This window comes from Paenibacillus sp. MY03 (assembly GCF_002165585.1).
Lineage (GTDB): Bacteria > Bacillota > Bacilli > Paenibacillales > Paenibacillaceae > Pristimantibacillus > Pristimantibacillus agaridevorans.
This window is the reverse complement of record NZ_MXQD01000006.1, coordinates 39,830-55,966: the sequence shown is the minus strand read 5'-3', so window position 1 is coordinate 55,966 and position 16,137 is coordinate 39,830. Positions and strand designations below refer to the sequence as shown.

Here is a 16,137-nt window from a genome sequence, read left to right as displayed (position 1 = left end):
AATAGCGTGAGATTATTGAGCGGCAATTCTGCTACACTTGTCCGGAGGCTTCGATCTATGGCGAAATACCGTATTTCTGAACTAACATCAAGCTACATCAATTATGATATGATACAAACACATACGGATCTGCCGCCGCCCGCCGAGCCTCGGCTGCGGCTTCTTTATGCCGTTCTGAACGAAGAGAATGACAGCCGCGAGCATAGCGAGCTGTACACGACGGTCGTATCCCTAGTTCAGATGGGGATGGACACGCATGACATGATCGATACGGACACGCGCAGAAAAACGGAGAAAGAGATGCGCTCCAGGCAGCTGAAGGTACTGGCGGGCGATTACTTCAGCGCGAGGTTCTATCAGCTTCTGGCGAAGGCAGGTCAGATCGGGATGATTACAAAGCTGAGCGATGCCGTCTGCGAGGTCAATCGCTTGAAGGTCAATTTATATTCCCGCATGCGCGGCATGAGGCTTGGCGCCGACGATTATTTTGGCTACGCCGTGCAGCTCAAAAGCGAGCTGTTCGGCCACTTCGCCAGCTTGCTTGAAGGTTCTCTGTCGCGAGTATGGCCGGAGCTGCTAAGCGGCATCTCGCGCTGCGAGGTAGCGATCGAAGAGCTGGAGCGCAGCGAAGACGCCAACCGCTTCGACAGAAGCTGGGCGTATTGGCATCTTCTCCAGGTAGGCAACGAGGAAGAACGTCATCGGCTTGCCGATGGTGTATATGAGCAGGATTACATTGCTACTCTTGTACACAAATATGATGTTCGCAAGCATCTTGCCGCGAAGCTGGGGAGCGGCCTGATCGCTCTGAAAACAGCGATCGGCAGGCTGGAGTCGGACAAGCTGATACGAGAGTTGACGGCAATCGCTAACGGACTTACGAATAACACTGGCGGTTACATGCCGGCACTTAACGAGATGAGGTGATCACGTGGATACGAATTCTTCTAAAAGTCACGTTCACGCCTTGTTCGAGACGATCGCACCGAAATACGATTTCATGAACGATGTAATCAGCTTTCGCCGGCATAAAGCCTGGCGCAGGTTCACCATGAAGAAGATGAACGTGCAGCGCGGACAAAGCGCGATTGATATTTGCTGCGGTACATGCGATTGGACGATTGATCTGGCGGGCGCAAGCGGCCATGGCAACATCGTAGGTCTTGATTTCAGCCAAAATATGCTGGATGTCGGCGCCGAGAAGATCAAAAAACTTCAATTGCAGGATACGATCAAGCTTGTTAAGGGCAACGCGATGGAGCTCCCGTTCCCCGACAATTCCTTCGACTACGCGACGATTGGCTTCGGCCTTCGGAATGTGCCCGATTATTTGCAGGTGCTCAAGGAGATGCGTCGCGTCGTCAAACCGGGCGGCCTGGTCGTTTGTCTGGAGATGTCGAAGCCGACTTGGCAGCCTTTTAAAGGCATTTATTATCTTTATTTCGAGAAAATCATGCCGCTTTTCGGCAAGCTGTTGGCCGGCAAACACAAAGAATATCAGTGGCTTCCCCAATCTCTTAAGCAATTCCCGGATTCCAAGGGCCTGACTGCGCTTTATGAGCAAGCCGGATTGAAGAAGACAAAGGTTGATTTGTTCTTCGGCGGAGTTGCCGCGCTGCATATCGGAACGAAGGGAACTGATTAGGGGTCATGATTCGCAAACTGCGCATAATTTTGGAAATGATTAAATTCGAGCATACGGTGTTCGCGTTGCCGTTCGCGTTCCTTGGGGCTATTTTGGGATCAGTCGCCTTGAACGGCCACCTCCCGTCCTGGAGCGAGATCGGCTGGGTAACGCTTGCTATGTTCGGAGCAAGAAGCGCCGCGATGAGCCTGAACCGGGTCATCGACGCCGCCATCGACAAAAAAAATCCTCGCACGAGCAACCGCGCGATTCCGGCGGGTCTGCTGAAGTCGGTTGAGGTCGTGGCGTTCGTTATCGTCTCGTTCGCATTGTTGTTTATCGCGGCTTACAATCTGGAGCCAATCGCGATGAAGCTGATGCCAATCGCCGTCTTTTTCCTTGTTATCTATTCTTATACCAAACGTTTTACTTGGTTGTGCCATATTGTGCTGGGCTTGACCATCGCATTGTCCCCGCTGGGGGGCTGGGTAGCCGTTACGGGAGAGTTCTCGGCATCGGCGTGGCTCTTGTACGGCACCGTGGCGCTGTGGATCGCCGGGTTCGATATTATCTATGCAACGCAAGATTTCGAATACGATAGGGGAGAGGGGATTCATTCCATTCCGGCTCGCTTCGGCATTGCCGGCGCGTTATGGATTGCCCGCGGTCTCCACGTCGTTACTGCGATCGGCTTTATCCTGCTGTTCGTCAGCACGCAGCTCAGTTGGCTCTATCTGTTTGGCGCGCTCTTGTCCGTAACGCTGTTATTCTACCAGCATTACATGGTTCGACCGCATGACTTGTCCCGCGTACAGACAGCATTCTTTGGCATGAACGGCACGCTAAGCGTTGTGCTGTTCGCATTTGCCTTTATCGATTTGGTGGTGTTCGGCTAATGGAGAAGGGCAAAGGTTCAAGCAAAGCTGCCATGCGGCGCCGGCGCTGGGTAGTTGGCATTACCGGCGCCAGCGGCGCCATCTACGGCATTCGATTAATCGAAGAGCTTCTGGCAAATGAGTACGAGGTTCATCTGGTCATTACGGAAGCGGGCTGGCGGGTGCTCAAGGAAGAGTTGGGCTGGGAAGCCAGCAAGCGAACTGCCGCATTGGAACGTCGGTTCGGCGAGTGGCTGAGCCAGGGTCGGCTCGTGTTTTATCCTAACGCCGACATCGGCGCGGCGATCGCCAGCGGATCGTTCCGGGTGGAGGGCATGCTGATCATGCCATGCTCCATGGGAACGCTGTCCTCCATAGCGCATGGCATCTCGGACGATCTTATGACACGCGCGGCAGACGTGATGCTTAAGGAAGGACGCAAGCTGCTGCTTGTGCCGCGGGAGACGCCTCTGCATGCGATCCATTTGGAGAATATGTTAACGTTGGCACGGCTGGGCGTTACGATCGTGCCGGCGATGCCGGCCTTTTATTACAAGCCGCAATCGATGGAAGAGATGATTGATTTCCTCGTCGGCAAGGTACTGGACAACATAGACATCGATCATGATTTGTACAGAAGATGGGGAGATGAACACCATGACACAGGGACGCCGGATCGCCGTCGGGAGGATTGATTACGCGAACGCATGGCCTTTGTTCGACGGGTTGACTGAGCAGAGCAGAGACTTGTCTTACGAGCTGGTCTCGAGAGTCCCTGCCGCTCTAAACCATATGCTGCAACAAGGCGAGCTGGATGTATCCGCCATATCATCGTATTCGTATGGAGCGAACGCCCAAGACTATATATTATTGCCCGGGCTGTCCGTCGGCTCGGTAGGCCGGGTCCATTCCATCCTGCTGTTCCTGAAGCAGCCGATCGAAGAGAAGCGGCCGACAAGCATAGCCGTTACGACGACCTCGGCGACATCCGTTAACTTGCTCCGCATCATTATGACGATGAGATACGGCTGCGAACCCGAATACTTGCCTGCGGAGCCGGATTTGGACACCATGCTGGAGACGGCCGATGCGGCGCTTCTGATCGGAGATCCAGCCATTCGCGCTTCTCGTAACTGTCAGGGCATGCAGGTGTTGGATCTAGGACAATTGTGGAATGAGTGGACAGGTCTTGGCATGACCTATGCAGTTGTTGCCGCGAGACGGCAAGCGATAGAAGCCGCCGGCGAAGAGGTGTATGCGTTATACCGCGCGATGCTTCGGACCAGAGAGGCGAATGTGGCCAATCCCGGGCATTTGGTTGAGAAGGCATGCGCGCAGCTAGGAGGGGACGAGTCCTACTGGCGTATCTACTTCCAGGCATTGCGCTACGATTTCGACGAGAGGCTGCAGAGAGGGCTTCAGTTGTACTTCCGATACGCGACTGAACTTGGTCTGTTGCCGGGAGAAGTCAGCTTAACTTTTCTAGAAGATCAAATCCCCCAAAAGGTGAATGAATGAAACTATTAGAATTGTATGCAAAGATGAAAGGCGATCTGAATCAGATCGAGCAGGAGCTGGAGCGCAGCGTATCGGATGACCACGCCCTTCTGTCGGAATCTTCGACCCATCTGCTCAAAGCCGGCGGCAAAAGGATTCGTCCCGTATTCGTGTTGCTGTCCGGCAAATTCGGCGAGTACAAGCTGGATGTCATGAAACAAATCGCCGTGCCGCTTGAGCTGATCCATATGGCTTCTTTAGTCCATGACGATGTCATCGATGATGCGGAGACGCGCAGAGGGCAGCCCACGGTCAAGGCGAAGTGGGATAACCGTATTGCGATGTATACCGGTGACTACATACACGGGAAGGCGCTCTCCATTGCGACGAGGCTGCCGAACCCTATTATTCACCAGGTGCTGTCCAAAGCGCTTGTCGAGATGTGCATCGGCGAGATGGAGCAGATCCGCGACTTCTTCAACACGGATCAATCCATTCGCAATTACCTGCTCCGTATCAGGCGGAAGACGGCCTTGCTAATTGCGATTAGCTGCGAGCTGGGGGCAATTGCGGCAGGAGCCGAGCGGCAAGTCTCGAATGCGCTTTACCGGTTCGGCTACAACGTCGGGATGGCGTTTCAGATTCGCGATGATCTCCTTGACCTATACGGCACAGAGAAGCAGATCGGCAAACCGCCGGGCTCTGATATGAGACAGGGCAACATTACGCTGCCCGTTATACTGGCGTTGCGCGACGAACGCATTCGCGAGCCGTTGCTTGGCGAGATCGCCTCGATCCGCTCGCGAGAGGGCAGAGGGGATGCCAGACGTGCCATCGAGCTTATCCGCGGAAGCAAAGGCGGCGATCTTGCCGACGCCATGGCGAATCGATATATTGCAAAGTCTTTACAAGCTTTAGAAGGATTGCCGAACATAACGGCGAAAAAGAATTTAATCGACATTGCGCATTTTGTCGGGAAACGCAATTATTAAAGCGAACGACCAATTTCGAACAACCGAGTTTGAACAACCAATTAAACGAGCTTGATGGAGAAAGGAATGGTAGCAGATGGAACAAACGTTTCTCATGATAAAACCCGATGGCGTGCAGCGCGGCTTGATAGGTGAAATCGTCGGGCGCTTTGAGAGAAAGGGACTGCAGCTTACCGCTGCCAAATTCATGCTCGTTTCCCGCGAGTTGGCGGAAATACATTATGCGGAGCATCATGGCAAGCCGTTTTACGAACCGCTTCTCGAATTTATTACTTCCGGTCCAGTATTCGCCATGGTATGGAGCGGCGATAATGTTGTTGCGCTGACCCGTGCCATGATTGGCAAAACAAATGCAATCGATGCGGCGCCTGGCACGATCCGATCGGATTTTTCGGTACATACCAACTTGAATCTGATTCATGGATCCGATTCCCCGGAAAGCGCGACGCGGGAAATCGCCAACTTCTTCCGGCCTGAGGAGCTCGTAAGCTTCGAGCACCATATTCAAGCCTGGATTTGATAATTACCTTTACATCATTGGGAGGCTCCCATGTCCGAAGATCCAGACTTCACGCAATTTGTATCCCAGATCAAGCGCAAAACCGCTATTGATCTGTCCCAGTATAAGGAAGCTCAGATGAAACGCCGGCTGACGACGCTTCGAATGAAGCACGGCTTTGCCACTTTCGGGGACTATTATTCAGCCATTGAAGGCAACCGGGCCTTGCTTAATGAATTTCTGGACCGAATGACGATCAACGTATCGGAATTCTGGCGTAATCCGCAGCGCTGGGAAGTGCTGCAAAAAGTTTTTCTGCCGGAGATCGCGTCAGCCAGCCTGCGTCCGCGAATATGGAGCGCAGCTTGCTCTACCGGCGAGGAGCCCTATACGATCGCGATGATCCTTTCCGAGATGGGTTTGCTTGACCGGACGACGCTGCTTGCTACGGATCTCGATATGGGCGTGTTGCAGAAGGCGCAGGAAGGCATTTATCTGGAACGATCGCTTCGAGATGTGCCGAAGACCAGCAGGAACAAATATTTCAAGACTTCGGAAGGCGCATATGCGGTCTCCGAAGTGCTCAAGAAGGCTGTTACGTTCAAACAGGGCAATTTGCTTTACGACAAGTTCGAATCCGGCTTCGACCTCATCGTTTGCCGCAACGTCATGATCTATTTTACCGAAGAAGCCAAACATCAGTTATATCATAAATTCGCGGGATCGCTTAAGCCTGGCGGCATTCTGTTCGTGGGCAGCACGGAGCAAATCTTCTCGCCTGCGCAGTACGGATTCGAGACGGCGGATACCTTTTTCTATCGTCGCACGTAACGGAGGGTATACGAGCTTCCAACTTCTCCTATACTAGGTGATAAGGATATCTCCTTGGAGGGTGAACGTGGATGGACAAGCGTATAGTAATTGCCGCATATAGACGCGGAATTATTACGATACAGGAATGCGCGCAAATAATCGGCGTCGACAGCAAGCAGATCAATCGTCTGGTAGACGAGTCGATCCTGCCTGCTCCCGAAAGGCCGCGACTCGAGGGACGTTCTGTCTGAATAACGGCAGTTGTCCGAACCATATAATCGGAAGCCGCTCTTTCTCAAGTGGAAGGGCGGTTTTTGTATGTTCCGCATATAGCAGGCAAGTCCGAATAACGCCGAACATAATCACCACTATTGTACAAAAATGTAATTTAATCCACAGACGCTTTGACGCGTCAATGGAATAGGCTGTGATTTCTTGTCAAACCTACACCTCTGTACTATAATGAGCAAAGATGTTAAGGGAGAAGACAGCGGGCGCAGTCGGGCCTAGCGCTGAAGGAGGAGCTTTAGCTTGAGTTTACGTTATTTGACAGCAGGAGAAACCCACGGTCCCCAGTTGACCGCTATTATAGAGGGTTTGCCAAGCAATCTGAAGCTTGATTTCGAAGAGTTGAATTTCCAATTGCAGCGTCGTCAGAAAGGTCATGGCCGCGGACGGAGAATGCAGATCGAGAAGGACACGGCCGAGATCGTCGGCGGCGTTCGCCATGGCAAGACGACCGGCGCACCCGTAGCGCTCATTGTCCAGAACAACGATTGGAAGCATTGGACCAAAGTCATGAATATCGAGCCGATCGAAGGCAGCGACGAGGAAAAGCGCAGAGTGCATCGTCCGCGCCCAGGTCATGCCGACCTGAATGGCGGCCTCAAATATAATCTGAAGGATCTGCGCAACGTGCTGGAACGCTCCAGTGCAAGGGAAACGGCCGCCCGCGTCGGCGTCGGCGCCATTGCACGCCAGCTGTTGGCGGAATTCGGCATCAAAGTGGCAGGACAAGTTATCCGCATCGGCGAGATCGAGGCGCCGGCTAACCATTTGCCTATCGATGAGTTGATCAAATTGACGGAAGAATCGTCGGTTCGCGTCGTGGACAAGGACACGGAGGACAAGATGACGGCGTATATTGATCAGATCAAGGCAGAAGGGGATTCCATCGGCGGCATCGTGGAATGTATTATCGAAGGCGTGCCGATCGGCTTGGGCAGTCACGTACAATGGGACCGCAAGCTGGATGGAAGAATCGCTGGCGCGGTCATGTCGATCAATGCTTTCAAGGGCTGCGAGATCGGCATCGGCTTCGAAGCGGCGAAGCTGCGCGGCTCGCAGGTGCATGACGAGATCATGTACGAAGCGGATAAGGGTTATCATCGCGCGACGAACCGGCTCGGCGGTTTCGAGGGCGGCATGACCAACGGCGAGCAGATCGTCGTGCGCGGCGTCATGAAGCCGATCCCGACGTTGTATAAGCCGCTTCGCAGCGTAGATATCGATACGAAGGAACCTTTCACGGCGCAGGTCGAACGTTCGGACAGCTGTGCGGTACCGGCTGCCAGCGTCGTCATGGAACATGTAGTGGCCTGGGAAGTGGCGAAGGCTTTCCTGGAGAAATTCGGCGGCGATTCCATCGAGGAGATTCGCGCGAATCTTAAGAGCTACCAAGAACAATTGGAGAGCTATTAATGATGCGCGAGCTTAAGGTAGAACTCGGTGAGCGCTCTTACCCCATCTACATTGGGGAAGGGCTATTAAATGACGCGTCGTCCTACTTCGCGAAGCATGGCATCAGCGCCAAGTCTCCATTGCTGATCATTACCGACGAGCATGTCGCTCCGCATTATTTGGATGCGCTGGTTCAGAATTTATCCGCAGGCGGCTTTCAAGCTGCTTCGGCTGTCGTACCTGCCGGCGAGAGCTCCAAGTCGCTGCAGATGCTGGAAGGGCTGGTCACGAAGGCTCTGGAAGCCGGTTTGGACCGCAAGTCGGCTATCGTCGCTTTGGGAGGCGGAGTTGTCGGTGATTTGGCCGGTTACGTGGCCGCTTCCTATATGCGCGGCGTCAAATTCGTTCAAATCCCAACGACTATTCTGGCGCATGACAGCAGCGTCGGAGGCAAGGTGGCGGTAAACCATCCGCTTGCAAAAAACATTATCGGAGCATTCCATCAGCCGGAATTTGTATTGTACGATTTAAAGACGCTGCAATCATTGCCGCCCCGTGACGTTGCCGGCGGATTGTCGGAAGTTGTTAAGCATGGACTCATTTGGGACGCCGAGTTTGTGGCGTGGTGCGATGCCAATGCGGCTAAGCTGCTCTCCCTGGATCCCGAGGCATTGGGATATGCGTTGTACAAAGGATGCGGCGTCAAGGCAAATGTCGTCTCGCAGGACGAGAAGGAGAACAGCCTTCGGGCCATTCTTAACCTCGGCCATACGATTGGTCATGCCCTGGAAGCTGTTGCGGGGTATAACGAGCTGCAACACGGCGAAGCGATCTCGATCGGCATGATCGGGTCCGCGAAGCTGGGCGTTCGTTACGGCGCGCCGCAAGAGGTCTATACCGTAACGAAACGAGTGCTGGAACGTTGCGGACTACCCGTCGTTTTGCCTCGGCACTTCGACGCGGATGCCGTCATGTCAGCGATGATGCATGACAAGAAGTTCGCGGAAGGAACGATGGTATTTATCGTGCCGACGGCGATTGGCAAGGTAGAAATCAAGTCGGACGTACCTGTAGATTGGGTAAGGGAAATCGTGGAAGAATTGAAATTGGAGGTGCAGCGATGAGCGTTCGGGGAATACGCGGGGCTGTAACGGTAGAAGCAAATGAAGCGAGTCTGATCTCGGAGGCGACGCTGACGATGGTACGCGAGATCATGTCAAGCAACGACATTGATCCCGCCGATATATGCAGCGTGCTCATTACGGTGACGCAGGATCTGGACGATTCGTTTCCGGCTCAAGCCGTGAGACAACTGCCGGGTTGGGAGCTCGTGCCGCTGATGTGCGCTCTGGAAGTGCCTGTAAAGGGAAGTCTGGAGCGTTGCGTACGCCTCATGGTGCTCGTAAACACGGAGAAGAGCCAAAAGGAGATTCATCATGTTTACTTAGGCGGTGCGCAAGCGCTGCGGCCGGATCTGGCCAAGTCGAAAGTCTAATGGCCAATGCCTGAAGTTTCGGGTTGACGCCTTACGCGACATGTTATATATTAGAACCCATAGATGAGTATTGAGAAGCAGTTAGTTAGCCTAGATGAGACGAGTAGAGTAGAGCTTAGCAGAGCTTAGCAGAGTCATATTATCATATACGATCACTGGTCATAGCCGGTGCCCGGAGGGGCATGGTATGCCTGTCGCTTTCATTGCGCAACTACGGCAATGGTTGATTTTTATGTTGATCGTATGGATATGGTCTGGCTTTCCGATCTCTTCGTTATCATTACATTAGGCGCTCCTGCTTCCGGCAGGAGCTTTTTTATATGATAAGAAAGTTCTGCGAGAGCAGCTAATTATAGACGGAGGTCGATCGCCATGACGAATGAATTGAACAAAGTGATCCAGTTGGCCGGTACTTACAATCTGATTCCCATCGTTCGATATGTACTTGCGGACACAGAAACGCCGATCCGCCTGTTCCAGCATTTCGCGAAGGAGGAGCACGCATTTCTGCTGGAGAGCGTGGAGGGCGGGGCCAAATGGGCGCGATACTCGTTCATCGGAACCGATCCCTTCCTAAAGCTGTACGGCAAGAACGGCGAGATGGTGCTGGAGCACGACGGCAGAAGCACCGTGCTTAAGGAGAAGCCGATCGAGCTGCTCAAGGCGAAACTTCGTTCCTTCCGCAGCCCGTCGCTGCCCGAGCTTCCCCCGTTCACAGGCGGCGCGATCGGATTTTTCGGCTACGATCTTCTTCAATATTACGAGAAGCTGCCGCCGCATTCGGTCGACGATCTGCAGATGAACGATATGCAGTTCATGTTCTGCGATCAGGTCGTCGTATTCGATCACTTGAAGCAACAGCTGCAGATGGTGGGCAACGTTCATATTCCGGAAGGAGCGACGGATAAGGAGATCGCATCGGCATACGAGCAGGCGAGCCAGAAGCTTGACGCGCTGGTTGCCAGGCTGCAGCAACCGCCGGCCATCGGATTTATGGCCCCCGCCGCAGCATACCCGTTGGATCCCGACCTGGGAGACGTTCAGTCGAATCTGACGAAGGAACAATTCATCGGCAATGTGGAGCAGGCGAAAGAATATATCCGTGCCGGCGATATTTTCCAGGTGGTATTGTCACAGCGATTCAGCATCGAGACGGATGTCGATCCCCTGCATGTGTATCGTGTACTTCGTACGATGAATCCGTCTCCATATATGTATTATTTAAAGATGGGCGATGAGGTCATTGTCGGCACTTCGCCTGAAGCGCTGGTGAAAGTGTCCGGCGGCCGCGTGGAGACAAGACCTATTGCCGGTACGCGCCCTCGCGGAGTTACGCCGGAGGAGGATCTGGCGCTGGAGGCCGAGCTGCTTGCCGACGAGAAGGAAAGAGCCGAGCATCTGATGCTGGTGGATCTGGGTCGCAACGATATTGGGCGCGTATCGGAGTTCGGCAGCGTCCGCTGCGATTCCTTTATGGAGATCGAACGTTACTCCCACGTCATGCACATCGTGTCCAACGTATCCGGCAAGCTGCATCCGGACAAAGACTTCTTTGATGCCTTTATCTCTTGCTTGCCGGCGGGCACCGTATCGGGCGCTCCCAAGCTGCGCGCCATGGAGATCATCGCTGAGCTTGAGAACGAAGCCCGCGGCGCCTATGCCGGAGCGATCGGATATCTGGGTTTTGGCGGCACGATGGACACCTGCATTACCATTCGCACCATTATTTTCAAGCATGGCAAAGCATATGTTCAGAGCGGAGCAGGCATCGTTTGGGATTCCGTTCCGGAGAGTGAATATATGGAGACCATCAACAAAGCCAAAGGAATGCTTAAAGCCATTCGCGCAGCGGAAGCCAGCTTCGGCCAATCGCCTAAGCCATTACCCAAGCAAGAGCAATCCGGCGCGCGCGTGAATTCGGATTACGAGATTGCATCGAGAGAGGGGCGGGGTTAGGATGGAGACTAAGGTCTTTACGATCCAGGAAGCGCTGGCCAAAGTCGTGGGAAACCAGCATCTGACGCGTTCGGAAGCCTCGCAGGTCATGGGAACGATTATGCAGGGAGAAGCGACGCCGGCCCAGATCGGCGCCATTGCTACCGCCCTGCGCATGAAAGGCGAGACGAAGGACGAAATTACAGGCTTCGCCGAAACAATGCGCAGCCATGGCAACCATGTGCAAGCCGGCTCTGGCGAACTGCTGGATACATGCGGTACGGGAGGCTCCGGCATTCATAAATTCAACATTTCGACGGCTTCCTCGATTATTGCTGCGGCAGCCGGCATACGCGTGGCGAAGCACGGCAACCGGGCCATGTCCGGCAAGACCGGCAGCGCCGATGTATTGGAGGCTCTCGGCGTTCAGATCAGCTTGACGCCCGAACAGGCATCCGCGTGTCTGCATGATATCGGCATCTGCTTCATGTTCGCCCAGCTGTATCATCCGTCGCTCCGGCATGCCGCCGCGCCGCGCCGCGAATTAGGCATTCGCACGATCTTTAATATGCTGGGGCCGCTGACGAATCCGGCAGGCGCGGATCGGCAGTTGTTGGGCTTGTACGATCGAACCCGAACCGAAACGATTGCGGAAGTGCTGGGAGAGCTAGGTCTGTCGCGAGCGCTGGTCGTCAGCAGTCACGATGGACTGGACGAGATCAGCATCTCCGCTCCAACGCAAATATCGGAGCTGCGAGACGGCGTTGTCAGGACATTTGATCTTACGCCCGAAGAACTCGGCTTGCGCCGTCATCCCATCGGCGAAGTTAAGGGCGGAGAGCCAGCCGTCAACGCCGGCATTATTCGTTCCATCTTCGACGGGAATGAACGCGGAGCTTATCGCGATATCGTATTGGCCAATGCAGGAGCTTGCATCTACGTAGGCGGCCTTGCCTCTACGCTTGCTGATGGCGTGGAGCTTGCGGCAGCGGTGATCGACCAGGGCAGGGCGAAGGCCAAGCTGCAAGAGCTTATTCAAACGACAGGAGAGTTGACACATGTTTCTTGAGCGAATCGTAACAACCAAACGCGCCGAGGTAGAAGAACTGGCGGGCCGATTCTGGTTATCCGATATTGAAAGACGTATTGCCGAAATGGAAGCTTGCCGCGGCTTTGAGCAAGCGCTTAGACCCGATGGCCGCCGCAGAAGCATGGGACTTATCGCCGAGGTCAAAAAGGCATCGCCGTCCAAGGGATTGATTCGGGAGGACTTCGAGCCGGCCGGTCTGGCACGGGCTTACGAAGAAGCAGGAACCGACTGCATCTCCGTTTTGACGGATCGCGATTACTTTCAGGGTCATAACGATTTCTTGACGCTTGTCAAACAAACGGTCAATGTTCCTTTGCTGCGCAAGGATTTTATTATCGACTATCGACAAATTTACGAGGCGCGTCTCATCGGCGCGGATGCTATTTTGCTGATCGCAGCCATTTTGACGACGGAGCAATTGTCGGAGTTCTACGAGCTGGCACGGGCGTTAGGAATGGATGTGCTGGTCGAGGTCCACGACGAGGAGGAATTGGATCGGGTTCTGTCGCTGGAAAAAGCGACACTGATCGGCATTAACAACCGCAATCTTAAAACATTCGTAACGGATCTTGGGACAACGGAGCGATTGATCGGCATGATGCCTGCCGGAGTAACGATCATTAGCGAAAGCGGCATTGCAGGCCCGACTGATATGGCCTATCTCCAGTCCGTGGGAGCGCATGGCGTATTGATCGGCGAACATTTTATGCGTCAGAGCAGCGTGCGCGGCGCGGTTGAGGATTTGATGGGGCCGGTGCGGGGATGACGGATTCTCCAACACGGATCAAAATATGCGGATTAAGGGATGTGCCGACCATCGAGTCGATGGACGGCCTTCCTTTCCACGAGATGGGCTTTGTATTTGCGCCAAGCAAGCGGCAAGTGTCAATCGGCGAGGCTCCTGCGTTGCTTGCTGCTGCGGGACGTATTGGGGCTGCGGAAGGCAAGCCGCCGGTAACGGTAGGCGTATTTGTCAATATGCCGCTTGCCGAGATGCACGAACTGCTGGCGGCAGCGCCTCTGCAAGTCGTCCAACTGCATGGCTCCGAGAGTCCGGACTATTGCCGGGCGCTGAAGAACAAACATCCTGACATCGGAATTTGGCGGGTGTTCTCCGTTGGCAAAAGCGATGGTCAGGTAAGAGAACAACACGCTTCGTTGCGGGAATACGCCGTTAGCCAACTGGAGGAATACCGCGGCTTGCTTAATGCTGTGCTGATCGACGCACCGGGAGGCGGTACCGGGCAGCCGTTCGATTGGCAGGCCATCGACGCCTACAAACAAGCGGCTGCGCGTTTCGATCTGCCCTTGTACGTGGCGGGCGGCTTGCGCGAAGAGAATGTCGGAGAGCTCGTCCGCGGCTATTCGCCGGGCGGCGTTGACGTTTCGAGCGGCGTAGAAAGCGATGGACGGAAGGATATAACCAAAATAAGAGCATTCGTGAGAAAGGTGATTGAATCATGACACAGATTCCAGATGCAAGCGGCAGATTCGGCAAGTTCGGCGGCCGATATGTGCCGGAGACGTTGATGAACGCCCTGCTTGAGCTTGAAGAGGCTTATACCCATTATTCCAAGGACCCTGAATTTCAACGCGAGGTTCGCGAGTTGCTGCACCGTTATTCCGGCCGCCCTACTTCGCTTTATTACGCAAAACGGCTGACCGAGCAGCTTGGCGGGGCCAAGGTGTATTTGAAGCGGGAGGACTTGAACCATACGGGCGCCCACAAAATCAACAACACGATCGGCCAGGGCGTTCTTGCCAAGCGAATGGGCAAAACGAAAATCATCGCGGAAACAGGCGCGGGCCAGCACGGAGTAGCTTCGGCTACGATCGCGGCTCTGCTTGGACTGGAATGCAAGGTGTTTATGGGCGAAGAGGATATGAAGCGCCAGCAGCTTAACGTTTTCCGGATGAATCTGCTGGGCTCCGAGGTCGTACCGGTCACTTCCGGCACAAAAACGCTTAAGGATGCCTGCAACGAGACGCTGCGCTACTGGGTCAGCCATGTCGACGATACGTACTACATTTTAGGCTCGGCTACAGGCCCGCATCCGTATCCCATGATGGTTCGCGACTTCCAGCGGATTATTGGCGACGAGTCCCGCGAGCAGATCCTTGGTCTCGAAGGCCGTCTTCCGGATTACGTCGTTGCTGCCGTCGGCGGCGGAAGCAATGCCATGGGCATCTTCTATCCGTTCGTTAATGACGACGGCGTTCGTCTGCTCGGCGTGGAGGCTGCGGGACGCGGCGTTGATACAGATGAGCATGCCGCAACCATGACGAAGGGCCGCCACGGCGTATTCCAGGGCTCCTTAAGCTATGTCCTGCAGGATGATCATGGCCAGGTCCTTCCGGCTCATTCTATTTCCGCCGGCTTGGATTATCCCGGAATCGGACCGGAGCACGCTTATCTAAAGGACTCGGGCCGTGCCGAATATGTGCCGATCACGGATGCGGAAGCGCTGGACGCGCTGCAGCTGCTGTCTCGCACGGAAGGCATCATTCCGGCGCTGGAATCGGCGCATGCCATCGCGCAGACGTTAAAGCTGGCTCCAACGCTGGATAAGGACAAAGTAATCGTGGTCTGCTTATCGGGCCGCGGCGACAAAGATGTCGAAGCGATTATGGGATATTTGGGAGGCAACGACGATGAATCTCATTGATGCGAAATTTGCAAGCTTGAAGCGCGAGGGCCGATCGGCGCTTATGCCTTTCATTACGGTCGGGGATCCCGATCTGGATACGACGCTTGAGCTTATTAAGGAGATGGAGCGTTCGGGAGCGGACATGATCGAGCTTGGGGTGCCGTATTCCGATCCGCTTGCGGACGGTCCGGTTATACAACGAGCATCCGAGCGGGCGCTTAAAGGAACGGTGACGCTGGCGGATTGTATCGGCATTGCAGAGCGCGCGCGCGAAGCCGGCGTACAAATACCTCTCATTCTGTTTACTTACTTTAATCCTGTGCTTCAATACGGTCTGGATGCATTCTTCGAGCTTGTCGTCGCGAAAGGAATCAGCGGGCTTATTATTCCCGATCTGCCAATCGAAGAGGATCAAGAGGTGCGCGAGCTGGCCGAAGGGGCGAATATCCATTTGATCCCGCTGGTAGCGCCAACTTCGCAGGACCGCGTGAAACGGATTGCAAGCAAGGCGAGAGGTTTCGTCTATTGCGTATCCTCGTTGGGCGTAACGGGCGTCCGCGCGGATTTCCACAGCGGCATTGAACAATTCCTTGCTACGGTCCGGGAAGCAACCGATCAGCCGATCTGCATCGGGTTCGGTATTTCCAACCGCGAGCAGGTTTCGCGGTTCGAGCGGATCTGCGACGGCGTTGTGGTTGGCAGCGCAATCGTCAGGCAGATTGAGGAGCAGCTGCCGCTGCTGCAAAACTCAGATACAAGGGAGCAAGGGCTGCGTCTGGTCGGTCAATTCGTTGCTTCACTGAAAGGCTGACAGCAATAGATTTTGTTTTATGCTCTCGTGGCGCTAATCGGGAAGAAATTCCCGAGCAGCGCCATTTTTTTGTTTTAACCATACTACTTTTTGAACAACCTCTTTAAATCGATAAAGAGATATGAGACAATACAAACTAGCAATTATACAGCTGATATCCAAATTGAAGGGGTGAATG

At 54.3% G+C, this 16,137-nt stretch carries 18 protein-coding genes; all 18 read left to right on the top strand.

The window, feature by feature from the left end:
• Nucleotides 1-57 precede the first annotated feature (57 nt).
• The 18 genes from B1748_RS06115 (at nt 58) to trpA (ending at nt 15,959) form a co-directional block, all read left to right on the top strand.
• On the top strand, nt 58-927 hold the full coding sequence (locus tag B1748_RS06115; RefSeq protein ID WP_087567003.1) for a heptaprenyl diphosphate synthase component 1: 870 nt from the start codon (nt 58-60) through the stop codon (nt 925-927).
• A gap of 4 nt (nt 928-931) precedes the next feature.
• Entirely contained in the window at nt 932-1,645 is a 714-nt protein-coding gene (locus B1748_RS06110; protein WP_087567002.1) for a demethylmenaquinone methyltransferase, read from the top strand.
• Nucleotides 1,646-1,650: 5 nt separating this feature from the next.
• Complete coding sequence (locus tag B1748_RS06105; RefSeq protein WP_087567001.1) at nt 1,651-2,520, top strand: UbiA-like polyprenyltransferase; 870 nt, start codon at nt 1,651-1,653, stop codon at nt 2,518-2,520.
• Nucleotides 2,520-3,194, top strand: coding sequence for a UbiX family flavin prenyltransferase (locus B1748_RS06100; protein ID WP_256975549.1), 675 nt, complete (start codon nt 2,520-2,522; stop codon nt 3,192-3,194). Before B1748_RS06105 ends, B1748_RS06100 begins: the two co-directional genes overlap by 1 nt.
• The gene (locus tag B1748_RS06095; protein WP_087567000.1) at nt 3,157-4,017 is read left to right on the top strand and encodes a menaquinone biosynthesis protein; all 861 of its coding nucleotides are present in this window, start codon (nt 3,157-3,159) and stop codon (nt 4,015-4,017) included. Before B1748_RS06100 ends, B1748_RS06095 begins: the two co-directional genes overlap by 38 nt.
• The gene (locus tag B1748_RS06090; RefSeq protein WP_087566999.1) at nt 4,014-4,988 is read left to right on the top strand and encodes a polyprenyl synthetase family protein; all 975 of its coding nucleotides are present in this window, start codon (nt 4,014-4,016) and stop codon (nt 4,986-4,988) included. Before B1748_RS06095 ends, B1748_RS06090 begins: the two co-directional genes overlap by 4 nt.
• Before the next feature lie 76 nt (nt 4,989-5,064).
• On the top strand, nt 5,065-5,508 hold the full coding sequence (gene ndk, locus B1748_RS06085) for a nucleoside-diphosphate kinase (RefSeq protein WP_087566998.1): 444 nt from the start codon (nt 5,065-5,067) through the stop codon (nt 5,506-5,508).
• A 30-nt stretch (nt 5,509-5,538) separates the two neighbouring features.
• On the top strand, nt 5,539-6,318 hold the full coding sequence (locus B1748_RS06080) for a CheR family methyltransferase (RefSeq protein WP_087566997.1): 780 nt from the start codon (nt 5,539-5,541) through the stop codon (nt 6,316-6,318).
• A 71-nt stretch (nt 6,319-6,389) separates the two neighbouring features.
• Nucleotides 6,390-6,551, top strand: a complete 162-nt coding sequence (locus tag B1748_RS36755) for a hypothetical protein (RefSeq protein ID WP_179215429.1) — start codon at nt 6,390-6,392, stop codon at nt 6,549-6,551.
• Nucleotides 6,552-6,831: 280 nt separating this feature from the next.
• Nucleotides 6,832-8,001 carry a chorismate synthase gene (gene aroC / locus B1748_RS06075; protein ID WP_087566996.1) on the top strand — a complete coding sequence of 390 codons (1,170 nt, stop codon included), beginning with the start codon at nt 6,832-6,834 and terminating at the stop codon, nt 7,999-8,001.
• A complete protein-coding gene (aroB, locus tag B1748_RS06070; protein WP_087566995.1) occupies nt 8,001-9,104 on the top strand; it encodes a 3-dehydroquinate synthase in 1,104 nt (367 codons plus the stop codon). The genes aroC and aroB overlap by 1 nt, the downstream gene beginning before the upstream one ends.
• Nucleotides 9,101-9,475 (top strand): chorismate mutase, encoded by a 375-nt coding sequence (gene aroH, locus B1748_RS06065; RefSeq protein WP_087566994.1) that lies wholly within the window; start codon nt 9,101-9,103, stop codon nt 9,473-9,475. The genes aroB and aroH overlap by 4 nt, the downstream gene beginning before the upstream one ends.
• Before the next feature lie 372 nt (nt 9,476-9,847).
• Nucleotides 9,848-11,431: an anthranilate synthase component I gene (gene trpE, locus B1748_RS06060; protein ID WP_087566993.1), complete on the top strand. Its 1,584-nt coding sequence runs from the start codon at nt 9,848-9,850 to the stop codon at nt 11,429-11,431.
• A 1-nt stretch (nt 11,432) separates the two neighbouring features.
• A complete protein-coding gene (trpD, locus tag B1748_RS06055; protein ID WP_087566992.1) occupies nt 11,433-12,479 on the top strand; it encodes an anthranilate phosphoribosyltransferase in 1,047 nt (348 codons plus the stop codon).
• Nucleotides 12,469-13,266: an indole-3-glycerol phosphate synthase TrpC gene (gene trpC / locus B1748_RS06050; RefSeq protein WP_087566991.1), complete on the top strand. Its 798-nt coding sequence runs from the start codon at nt 12,469-12,471 to the stop codon at nt 13,264-13,266. The genes trpD and trpC overlap by 11 nt, the downstream gene beginning before the upstream one ends.
• On the top strand, nt 13,263-13,964 hold the full coding sequence (locus tag B1748_RS06045) for a phosphoribosylanthranilate isomerase (RefSeq protein WP_087566990.1): 702 nt from the start codon (nt 13,263-13,265) through the stop codon (nt 13,962-13,964). Before trpC ends, B1748_RS06045 begins: the two co-directional genes overlap by 4 nt.
• Nucleotides 13,961-15,166 (top strand): tryptophan synthase subunit beta, encoded by a 1,206-nt coding sequence (gene trpB, locus B1748_RS06040; protein ID WP_179215428.1) that lies wholly within the window; start codon nt 13,961-13,963, stop codon nt 15,164-15,166. Before B1748_RS06045 ends, trpB begins: the two co-directional genes overlap by 4 nt.
• Entirely contained in the window at nt 15,153-15,959 is an 807-nt protein-coding gene (gene trpA / locus B1748_RS06035; protein ID WP_087566988.1) for a tryptophan synthase subunit alpha, read from the top strand. The genes trpB and trpA overlap by 14 nt, the downstream gene beginning before the upstream one ends.
• Nucleotides 15,960-16,137 lie beyond the last annotated feature (178 nt).

What these genes read in the sequence shown, in the direction of transcription:
- B1748_RS06045 (WP_087566990.1), top strand. Translation starts at nt 13,263, where the DNA reads ATGACGGATTCTCCAACACGGATCAAAATATGCGGATTAAGGGATGTG.
- ndk (WP_087566998.1), top strand. Translation starts at nt 5,065, where the DNA reads ATGGAACAAACGTTTCTCATGATAAAACCCGATGGCGTGCAGCGCGGC.
- B1748_RS06090 (WP_087566999.1), top strand. Translation starts at nt 4,014, where the DNA reads ATGAAACTATTAGAATTGTATGCAAAGATGAAAGGCGATCTGAATCAG.
- trpD (WP_087566992.1), top strand. Translation starts at nt 11,433, where the DNA reads ATGGAGACTAAGGTCTTTACGATCCAGGAAGCGCTGGCCAAAGTCGTG.
- B1748_RS06115 (WP_087567003.1), top strand. Translation starts at nt 58, where the DNA reads ATGGCGAAATACCGTATTTCTGAACTAACATCAAGCTACATCAATTAT.
- aroB (WP_087566995.1), top strand. Translation starts at nt 8,001, where the DNA reads ATGATGCGCGAGCTTAAGGTAGAACTCGGTGAGCGCTCTTACCCCATC.
- aroH (WP_087566994.1), top strand. Translation starts at nt 9,101, where the DNA reads ATGAGCGTTCGGGGAATACGCGGGGCTGTAACGGTAGAAGCAAATGAA.
- B1748_RS06095 (WP_087567000.1), top strand. Translation starts at nt 3,157, where the DNA reads ATGACACAGGGACGCCGGATCGCCGTCGGGAGGATTGATTACGCGAAC.
- trpC (WP_087566991.1), top strand. Translation starts at nt 12,469, where the DNA reads ATGTTTCTTGAGCGAATCGTAACAACCAAACGCGCCGAGGTAGAAGAA.
- trpB (WP_179215428.1), top strand. Translation starts at nt 13,961, where the DNA reads ATGACACAGATTCCAGATGCAAGCGGCAGATTCGGCAAGTTCGGCGGC.
- trpA (WP_087566988.1), top strand. Translation starts at nt 15,153, where the DNA reads ATGAATCTCATTGATGCGAAATTTGCAAGCTTGAAGCGCGAGGGCCGA.
- B1748_RS06105 (WP_087567001.1), top strand. Translation starts at nt 1,651, where the DNA reads ATGATTCGCAAACTGCGCATAATTTTGGAAATGATTAAATTCGAGCAT.
- B1748_RS06080 (WP_087566997.1), top strand. Translation starts at nt 5,539, where the DNA reads ATGTCCGAAGATCCAGACTTCACGCAATTTGTATCCCAGATCAAGCGC.
- B1748_RS06100 (WP_256975549.1), top strand. Translation starts at nt 2,520, where the DNA reads ATGGAGAAGGGCAAAGGTTCAAGCAAAGCTGCCATGCGGCGCCGGCGC.
- trpE (WP_087566993.1), top strand. Translation starts at nt 9,848, where the DNA reads ATGACGAATGAATTGAACAAAGTGATCCAGTTGGCCGGTACTTACAAT.
- B1748_RS36755 (WP_179215429.1), top strand. Translation starts at nt 6,390, where the DNA reads ATGGACAAGCGTATAGTAATTGCCGCATATAGACGCGGAATTATTACG.